General features: G+C 67.4%; 1 protein-coding gene. It reads right to left on the bottom strand.

The window, feature by feature from the left end; translation table 11 throughout:
- Positions 1-177: 177 nt before the first annotated feature.
- Positions 178-599 (bottom strand): HNH endonuclease signature motif containing protein (locus tag ACOADB_RS15410; protein WP_378600279.1); only part of this gene is annotated, 422 nt, incomplete at its 5' end.

Here is a 599-nt window from a genome sequence, read left to right as displayed (position 1 = left end):
AGACCTTGGTCGAGCTGTCCGAGGGCAAGCTCACCTGGGGGATCGCCGACTCGGTCGTCGATCTGGCGAACCGCAAGCCGCATCGCGTGATCCATCGTGGTGTCGGCGCAGGCGCGGGCGCCCTGAAGAAGGTCGCGCGCAAGGTTCGCCGCTGACCCGACGGGCCTTCGCCCGCGGTCAGGCGGCGAGGTAGTTGATGAGTGTCTGGCTGAAGTGGAGTTCTGCGGGCGTGAGGGTCTGGTCGCCGGTGGTGCCGGTGACTCTCCGTGTTCCGGTCTGATCGACCAGGTAGTGCGCCCCGTGGGGATCTCGCCAGATCACGATCCCGGGGAAGGGTTGTCGCACTTCCCACCCCGCATGCGTCTTGATCCGGTGGTGCGTCCTGGTCAACGGTCCGAGGTTCCCCACCGCGGTGGGCCCGCCCTCGGAGTACGGGATGGCGTGGTCCAGATCCATCCGCCGACTGGTGTTCGCCGCGTAGGGGAACACGTCACCGGGGTGGATCAGGTGCACCGCCTCCCTCATCCGGGCGGGGATCTCGTACGCGTCGACCGGGGTCTGATTGTTCAGGTCGATCACCGGCGTCACCCGGATCGCTC

The sequence above is a fragment of the Nocardioides sp. CPCC 206348 genome (assembly GCF_048654705.1).
Taxonomy (GTDB): Bacteria; Actinomycetota; Actinomycetes; order Propionibacteriales; family Nocardioidaceae; genus Nocardioides.
Note: the sequence above shows the minus strand (reverse complement) of the source record. Positions and strands in the feature narration are given on the sequence as shown.